Origin of the sequence: Nocardia sichangensis (genome assembly GCF_047200615.1) — a bacterium.
GTDB lineage: Bacteria > Actinomycetota > Actinomycetes > Mycobacteriales > Mycobacteriaceae > Nocardia > Nocardia sichangensis.
In genome coordinates this window covers 1-7,468 of sequence record NZ_JBJZOK010000071.1, presented here as the reverse complement: position 1 = coordinate 7,468, position 7,468 = coordinate 1, and the positions used below count along the sequence as shown (strand labels likewise).

Annotated in this window: 8 protein-coding genes; 6 read left to right on the top strand and 2 right to left on the bottom strand. The window is 62.0% G+C overall.

What is annotated here, in order from left to right; genetic code table 11:
* Nucleotides 1-541: 541 nt before the first annotated feature.
* Nucleotides 542-877, bottom strand: coding sequence for a histone-like nucleoid-structuring protein Lsr2 (locus tag ACL03I_RS38875; RefSeq protein WP_412808579.1), 336 nt, complete (start codon nucleotides 875-877; stop codon nucleotides 542-544).
* Nucleotides 878-1,921: 1,044 nt separating this feature from the next.
* Between ACL03I_RS38875 and ACL03I_RS38870 the strand changes: the two genes are divergently transcribed.
* The 4 genes from ACL03I_RS38870 (at nucleotide 1,922) to ACL03I_RS38855 (ending at nucleotide 4,421) form a co-directional block, all read left to right on the top strand.
* Nucleotides 1,922-2,284: a Zn-ribbon domain-containing OB-fold protein gene (locus tag ACL03I_RS38870; RefSeq protein WP_412808578.1), complete on the top strand. Its 363-nt coding sequence runs from the start codon at nucleotides 1,922-1,924 to the stop codon at nucleotides 2,282-2,284.
* Nucleotide 2,285: 1 nt separating this feature from the next.
* On the top strand, nucleotides 2,286-3,431 hold the full coding sequence (locus ACL03I_RS38865) for a thiolase family protein (RefSeq protein ID WP_412808577.1): 1,146 nt from the start codon (nucleotides 2,286-2,288) through the stop codon (nucleotides 3,429-3,431).
* Nucleotides 3,432-3,457: 26 nt separating this feature from the next.
* Nucleotides 3,458-4,126: a TetR/AcrR family transcriptional regulator gene (locus tag ACL03I_RS38860; RefSeq protein WP_412808576.1), complete on the top strand. Its 669-nt coding sequence runs from the start codon at nucleotides 3,458-3,460 to the stop codon at nucleotides 4,124-4,126.
* 127 nt (nucleotides 4,127-4,253) lie between these two features.
* Nucleotides 4,254-4,421 (top strand): hypothetical protein, encoded by a 168-nt coding sequence (locus ACL03I_RS38855; protein ID WP_412808575.1) that lies wholly within the window; start codon nucleotides 4,254-4,256, stop codon nucleotides 4,419-4,421.
* A 145-nt stretch (nucleotides 4,422-4,566) separates the two neighbouring features.
* Here the strand turns inward: ACL03I_RS38855 and ACL03I_RS38850 are convergent, their stop codons facing one another.
* Nucleotides 4,567-5,013 carry a Tn3 family transposase gene (locus ACL03I_RS38850; RefSeq protein WP_412808574.1) on the bottom strand — a complete coding sequence of 149 codons (447 nt, stop codon included), beginning with the start codon at nucleotides 5,011-5,013 and terminating at the stop codon, nucleotides 4,567-4,569.
* Between the two features lie 410 nt (nucleotides 5,014-5,423).
* On the opposite strand from ACL03I_RS38850, the gene ACL03I_RS38845 reads away from it, so the two are divergent.
* Both ACL03I_RS38845 and ACL03I_RS38840 read left to right on the top strand, forming a co-directional pair.
* Nucleotides 5,424-5,705 carry a hypothetical protein gene (locus tag ACL03I_RS38845; RefSeq protein ID WP_412808573.1) on the top strand — a complete coding sequence of 94 codons (282 nt, stop codon included), beginning with the start codon at nucleotides 5,424-5,426 and terminating at the stop codon, nucleotides 5,703-5,705.
* 723 nt (nucleotides 5,706-6,428) lie between these two features.
* Nucleotides 6,429-7,468, top strand: a protein-coding gene (locus ACL03I_RS38840) for an IS3 family transposase (RefSeq protein ID WP_412808572.1) whose coding sequence is annotated in 2 segments (ribosomal slippage) — nucleotides 6,429-6,696 and nucleotides 6,696-7,468 — 1,041 coding nt annotated over the 2 segments. Because the reading frame shifts where the segments join, the coding sequence is not laid out codon by codon here. This gene is flagged as partial in the annotation.

Here is a 7,468-nt window from a genome sequence, read left to right as displayed (position 1 = left end):
GGATATCAACATCGCGAGTACACCGTGCAATCTATGTGGGAGAGGTTGCCGGCGCGATGGTGATTGGTTGCCGTGATGTGTGCAGCACCTGCGCTCTCGCGCCCAACTGCACTCATCACCGTGGCTATTTTGAGCACGGCGATACTGTCGAACAACGCCCCAGCTTGCTCGCTCTTCCAGCCGTGACTGGTGGGTTGGGAGAATCTACGGCAGTCAACGGCGAAGTCCACGACACCGTGTGTGTATTGGCAGCGAATACGACGCGTCTGCGTGACCGACTTCGACGCGGCGCTCTTCGGTGAAAGTACGGGCCATTGGAACGAAATGGTCCTCTTGAACTACCACTGCCGTCGTCCGGTCGCGGGCTGCACGAATGTTGATGCCGTTAGGCGGCAGAGTCTCCCGCGTTCACCCCGCCGGATCAGAAACATAGCTGTTCGCCACGAACGCCGCTTTGAACTGTTCGGTACGCCCACTGACGACGTTTGGCGCCGGGCATATCGGCGTGCAATAGCTCGGCCAGTTGTGCTCATTCGGCAATCTACCGATTCGTTTGTTTGTACTGTTCGAGCACTTCGGAAGCAATTCGCCCGCGACGGGAGACCTCGATGCCCTCCTTACGTGCCCATTCCCGGATATCGGCCGTCCGAATCCTCTCGGTCGCCGATCTGGGCAAGACGCTACGATCGCGTCGTATCCTACCTACCTTGCGCGCGTGTCGTGTCCACTGCTCGAAGGTATCGCGCAGCGTTTTTGCATTGGGATGCGACAAGTCCAGCTCATAGGTGACGCCGTCGAGTGCGAAACTGACGGTTTCGTCGGCGGGGGACTGACTATCGTAATCGTCGACCATCTCGACAACTACCTTGCGCGCCATACAGGAGATCCTTTCCCGATAGATCGATTGGTGAACAACGGAGGAGCCGTATCCGAATGGTACCAGTCGGGTAGTCGTCATTTTAGCTGAGTCGGCTACGTCGGGTCGACTGTCGCATCTGGTCGAGTGTCGTATCTGCTGGGCATCGCCATGTATCGCTATAACGGTCGGCGATGTGGGATGGCGCACAAAGCGTAGTCGGTCGTGGTCGCGGCAAGGCCGCATTGTGGTGGATGGCAAGAAGCTGCCACATCTCGTGATCGGAGTTCCGTGCTGATCGCGAACACTGCTATGGCAGATTTGCGACCCGGAAGCAGCTGTGGGAATTATCTCGCGCCGCCTGTGATGCGTATGTCCTTCCCTGCGCAAATGCCGAAAACAACGAAGCACTCATACCGATCGCTACCAGCGACGCAGGCCGTGTCGCAAACCTTTAGCAACATCGACCGATGTTGACTTGACTGCCCGGATCAGACGCATCAGCCAGCTCGCCGTGATCGTGCACCCAGTGCGATAGCAAAGCACAACAATGCGATCGAAACCTGAAACGCAGGAAGTTCCGATTTACCATAGGCCGGGTGGTTTACGGAAACCCGGGGAATTTCGTCAGGCAGCCGGGGTCTTTCTGGCTGGTGGTGTGGATGAGGCTGGCGATCGAGCTGCGCCATGGGTGCGAGCCCGCCGCGGTGGCGCAGTAGCTATCGGTGACTTGTTCGCCTCTGTAAGTAGTGGTGCTGGATACGTCGAGGGGTGGGGCAGTGGTGCCGTTTCGTCGGATTGGAGCGATGCCCATGGGGCATCGGGCTGATTCTGTGGTGGGTGCAGCCAGCGGGGGTCGTGGAAACCTCTGGCGGACTGACTGTTGAGTGCGGTCTCAATCGAGGGCGGGAGGGCCGGGCGCAAGCATCGACTTCCGACGAGGTGAGCTCGCGGCCATCCTGGCATGCGAGATCCATATCGGCGGCATCCTCAGCGCTACCGCTGGATATGAGGCGGCAGGCGCGCGCTCACGAAACATATTGACTATTCGTACAACAAGTATCTATGGTGGTGTGCATGGACAATCCTCTGTTCTCGCTTGCCGAGGCATCCGCGCGTGGTCGGCTGGCGAAGCTCGACGGCGGAGTATGCGTCTGCGGCTTCCGATTCTTCCCCATGCAACGCATCGGTTGCGAACGCTGTGGTCGTTACGGCGACCACTTGAAGACTGAGGCTGCTGAGGCCCACGGCACGCTGATCGCCGCTGTGACGGTCCGCTTGGTGACTGATCCTGATTTGCCGGTGCCGTTCACGGCAGGATATGTCCGGCTGGATTCGGGCGTGAAGATCACCGCGATCATCGACGGCGAGACTCCCGCGCCAGGCTCACCGGTCGCAGTGGCCGCACACGACGCGATCGAGATCTGAGATGGCTGTGCAGCTTTCGGACCTCCGACCGGTCTATGTCGTAGGCGTTGGCCTCCACCGATACCAACGTGCGAGTGATGCGCTCTATCCCGCTCTGGGGGTGACCGCGATTCGTGCTGCGTTGGCTGACGCGGGGATGACATGGGAACAGGTGGAGTCGGCATATGTCGGTACGGCGCTGCTCGGCATGGCTGCTGGCCGCCCGATGCTCCGGCACCTCGGTGCGCACGGGTTGCCGATCACCCATATCGAGAATGCCTCTGCTACCGGCTCCAGTGCATTCCGCAGCGCCTGCATCGAAGTGGCCAGTGGGCTGAGTGACGTGGCGCTCGCGGTCGGGGTCGACAAACCTTATACCGTAGAGAATGCGGCCACGCATGCGTCCGAGCGCACAACAGCGGAGAAGGCTGTCGCTCCCTTCGTGCATTTCGCGATCCTCATGGAGGAATACGCGGCGCGCCACGGAAGCGATGCGTCCGACTTCGCCTACGTGGCCGCGAAGAACCTGCGCAACGGCGCCCTCAATCCGTTCGCGCATCGTCAGCGTGCGCAGTCGGTCGATGAGATCCTCGGGAGCAGGAACATCGCCGGCGCTCTCACCTCTCTCCAGTGTTGCCCCGTCAGCGAGGGTGCGGCGGCCGTGCTTGTGGCTTCACGCGATGGCATCGACCGCCTTGGCCTTGGTCTGAACCGTGCCATCCGTGTCGCGGCGTCCGCCTCGCGCAGCGAACGATGGGACGCTGGGGCGAACGCCGATGCGGAGTTGACCGCATTAACCACAAGCATCGCGTTGGCCGAGGCGGGCATAATGCCCCAGGAGCTCGACATCATCGAGCTCCATGATGCCTTTACGGTTGAGGAGCCGCTCTACCTCGAAGCGATAGGCCTTGTCGCGGATGGACAAGCGCTTCCTGCGATCAAGGAAGGCGCGTTCGATATAGACGGAGAATGCGCGGTCAGTCCCTCTGGTGGCCTCCTTGCGATGGGTCATCCAATAGGTCCGACTGGCGTTGGTCAGATTGTCGAGATCGCGACACAGCTTCGCGGCGAGGCGGGAGCGCGTCAGCATAAAGGGGCTCGACTTGGCCTTGCGCACATGGTTGGGCTCGGGGCCGTCTGCTACGTTCATGTTCTGGCGCAGGACTAGGACATATTTCGGGGACTACAGTAGAGGTGGATCAGACGACGATGACGACGGCCCCCATTCCGTCGAACGGTGCCGGGTCGCGGCGAACTCAGGTCGAGCGTCGCGAAGAAGCAGAACGTCGCATGCTCGATGCAGCGGTTACCCTGATCGCGGAGAAAGGGTTTTCAGCGTTTGTCCTGGCTGATGTGGCCGAGGCCGCCGGCTACAGCAGGGGGCTTCCGACCCACTACTTCAGGACGAAGGAGGCGCTGATCTCCAGAGCTGCGGACTGGATCGTGGAGCGGTTCAGGTCCAGAGTCGAAGAACGGCTGACGGAAAGCGGCGGGCTGGGTTCTGTGCTCGCATTCGCTGATCACTACTTGGAGCACGCTGAGGAAGATCCCGCTGAAGCCCGCGCGCTATCGCGAATACTTGCCGAGGCGACGACGAGCAATGCGCTCGGTGACTTCATTCGGCAGTTGAATGAGCGGACGGTTCAGCGGTTGGCCGAAGCCCTCCGTGTCGGCCAAGCTGCGGGCGATGTCAGTCGAGATATCGATCCAGGCATCCAGGGGACACTCATCCTTGGGTTGATGCGGGGAGTGGTCGGCCAATGGCTGCTCGATCCATCTCCAGCCTACATGCAGAATGTGCGGCGCGAGGTTCGCGTCCAGTTGACAAGGGCGCTGCATCCCGCTGGATCACTCGCAAAGTAGCGTTCCATTATCCCGGGCGGGAATGTCTGCTGTAGTCGGAGTTGGTATGGCCGTGTGATTGTGCCGCCGCCCGTGCCCTACCCGCGTCGGCGGCGTCGATCGGCGTTGGATCGGCCCGATACCCGAGTTGGCGCGCGCCATCAGCAGGCGCGGCAGCGATCGCCGCCGCTACAGCTCCTGGGAGGTGCTGGCCACGCATATCCAGGCCATCATCGGCGCTGGTGGCGCGGCTGGCATGCTCGTGCTCGATGTCGATGCGGAACCGGCGCGGACCCAGTTGCTTGCGAGCCTTTGAACGGGCGTCCTCTGCCAAGGAAACGGAACGGGTAGCTGACGGAACACTCTCGCCGAATGCAATCGCTACTTCGCGGCTCGGTCCGCAGGCCCTGATTCTGGGCTACTGAGCGATCTGCTCCCAGTGGGCGGGGGTCAGCACCGGACTAACTCCCTGTATGCGGTGGTATCCTCGCGTCGGTACAACATCTGGATCGAGCCGAAGCTCTTCGAAGGGGTAGCTCGGTGAACGCGGACCCCACCTCCGACGCCGTTAAGTGTATCAACGTAATCGCTTCGATCTCGGCGCCGATGCAGTGTCGCAGCGAACCTTCGATCATCGCCGCAGCCTCCGAGGGGAGCAGGATTTGTGCTGGAATTAGATGCACGCGCTGCGGCGTTCGGTGTGCCAGTGAATTCATCACACACCTGCCGTAGCGTCGGTGGTACTGGCTGATCAGGTGCGACTCCCCGGAGCCGAATTCCTTCGAGTCGATGGGGTAGGAGGTGCCGGTGCCCCACCAGTGCGGATCCCGTGCGGTGAAGGTGGCGTTCAACAGCTTCGTGGTCGCTTGGCGCAGGTTGCTGCGGGGCGATGAAGTGCCGGCGCACATGCCGCAATGCAGCCTCGGGGCTCGGGTTGCTCGCCGGTTTTCACGATCGCGCGAGTTCCGATCTTCGTTCCTGGGCGAACATCCAGGAAGAACCGCAGCAGCGTGTCATGTCGCGTGGATTTACGCGAGGCCACGGCGGTGAACTAAGTATGGAAGTCGGTGGTAAAGTCGGCGTCCTTGAGGTGCCTCAACCTCGCGCGACCTCGTCCTTGAGCGCCTCCATATCCTTCGAGTCGGACTCTTTGCAGCTTCGGGACCTGATCGACTACTCACCGCGGCGCTGCGTCAACCGAACACCACCAGTGATGTGTTCGGCCAGTTCTGCCAGAAATGCTAGGGGCATCCGCCGGTAGCGTTCGAGCACGAGGTGGCGTAGCACAGTGCGGACTCGTGCATGCAACATCTGGTCGTTGGCTTTTGCCTCTTTCGCCAGCTCCCGCAGCGTCTTTCTCCCCGACCACCGGGCACTGGGCCTCACCGACGATGTCGTCGGGGTGATCGATGGCCGCTTCAGCGAGGCGGAACAGGATGTTCTTCTTGCCGCGTGCCCGGCGCAGCTCCTTGGTCAACTCCTTCTTCGCCTGCGGATCCGCACGTGTGCCGATTTGTGCACCAGTCCAAACAGCAAATCCACCAGCGCGGCGGTGATCTCCGACGCTGGCACCCAGCACAACGCCGCTAATAAGGTGTAGCTTGGCCGAAGCTGGCGTGTCCGGCAAGATTGGTCAACCGTGTGACCCACAGCGCACTCACCCGTGAGAGAGTGTGCTGGCAGAACCGCTTCTCGAACGCCGTCCCCACCGATCCGATCAGCCGGTTCGACCCGGCCCGGTGTTGTCTGTTCGATACGCTCGGCCCAGTAGCGCTTCAACCGAACCTCACGTAGCTGCTCGTCGCGCAACTCCACGGGGCGCACCTCGGCGGCGAGCCAACTGATGAACTTGTCCTCATCACCGACGCTGAACTTCGCGGAAGCCGTACGCCGCTCAAATCTGTTTGCGGTGATCCTTCACCCACCAATAGCAGCTCCCCTCAGGGGGACGCCGCCGAGCCCGGGAATCCTGTCGGCCACGGAACTGATCCTCCGGCTGAAACTTCAGCGAATCAGACCGGATCCGAGGGGCGTCTCGGCGGTCTTGTCCCCACCCGATTCCAGTCGTTCCTGACCAGCGTCCACGGCCCGATCAAATCCTCGGTCCACCACTTCTGACACACGCACGAAACTGCTGCCGCCGAAGCTGCTTTGCCATGCCCAAAGGTTCAGGAGTCCGGACTCACTCGTGGAGAACGTCTGTGACGATCATCTTGCTGAATCTGTCCAGATTGCGCAGCGGTACTGACCTGACCCCGTGAGGTCGGTCCATCGACTGTGTGGGTCTTGCGGCCCACGTTGTGGGCGGGAAGGCTCGATGGCGATGACCACGAGGAAGAGGCACACCCCTGAGCAGGTCGTGCGCAAGTTGACCGAGGCTGATCGGCTGCTCGGCGAGGGCAAGGACGTCGCGGATGTGTGCCGGGCGTTGCAGATCACCGAAGCCACCTACTACCGGTGGCGTAACCAGTTCGGCGGACTGAAAGCCGACGACGCCAAACGGTTGAAAGACCTCGAACGCGAGAACACCACGCTCAAGCGGCTTTTGGCCGAAGCGGAGTTGGAGAAGGCGGCGTTGAAGGAGATCGCCAAGGGAAACTTCTAGACCCGGAACGCCGGCGGGCGGCCGTGGCGCATCTGATGCGCCTCATGGGCGTCAGCGAACGGTTCGCCTGCCGGGTGACCGGGCAGCATCGCAGTACCCAGCGCCGTCCTGCGGGCGCGCAGCAGCCCACGGACGGGGATGCCCCGTTGCGGGCATGGTTGCGTGACTGGGCACGCAACCATCCACGTCAAGGGTTCCGTCGCGCCTACCACGACGCCCGCGGCGAGGGCTGGGCGGTGAATCACAAGAAGATCCAACGCCTGTGGCGGCAGGAAGGGTTACGGGTACCGCAGCGACGGCGCCGTAAACGAATCGGTGACTCGACGGTCACGTCGGTGACCGCGGACGCGCCGAATCGAGTGTGGGCAGTCGATTTCCAGTTCGACGCCACCGATGACGGCCGTCCGGTCAAGATCGTGTCCATCGTCGATGAGCACACCCGCGAATGCCTGGGCGGGCTGGTCGAACGCTCCATCACCGCCGACCGGCTCATCGACGAACTCGACCGCATCGCCACCGGCCGCGGATACCCGGCCGCGCTGCGCAGCGACAACGGCCCGGAACTGGCATGCCAGGCGATGCGGGACTGGGCCGGTGAACGCGTCGGCCTGGCGTTCATCCCACCCGGACAGCCTTGGCGCAACGGCTACATCGAATCGTTCAACGGCCGACTGCGCGACGAATGCCTCAACATCAACAACTTCTGGTCGCTGACCCAAGCCCGCGTCGTGATCAGCGACTGGAAGGACGACTACAAC

Coding starts and splice junctions, on each gene's coding strand:
- ACL03I_RS38875 (WP_412808579.1), bottom strand. CDS start 877: ATGGCGCGCAAGGTAGTTGTCGAGATGGTCGACGATTACGATAGTCAG.
- ACL03I_RS38870 (WP_412808578.1), top strand. CDS start 1,922: ATGGTGGTGTGCATGGACAATCCTCTGTTCTCGCTTGCCGAGGCATCC.
- ACL03I_RS38865 (WP_412808577.1), top strand. CDS start 2,286: ATGGCTGTGCAGCTTTCGGACCTCCGACCGGTCTATGTCGTAGGCGTT.
- ACL03I_RS38850 (WP_412808574.1), bottom strand. CDS start 5,013: ATGTGCGCCGGCACTTCATCGCCCCGCAGCAACCTGCGCCAAGCGACC.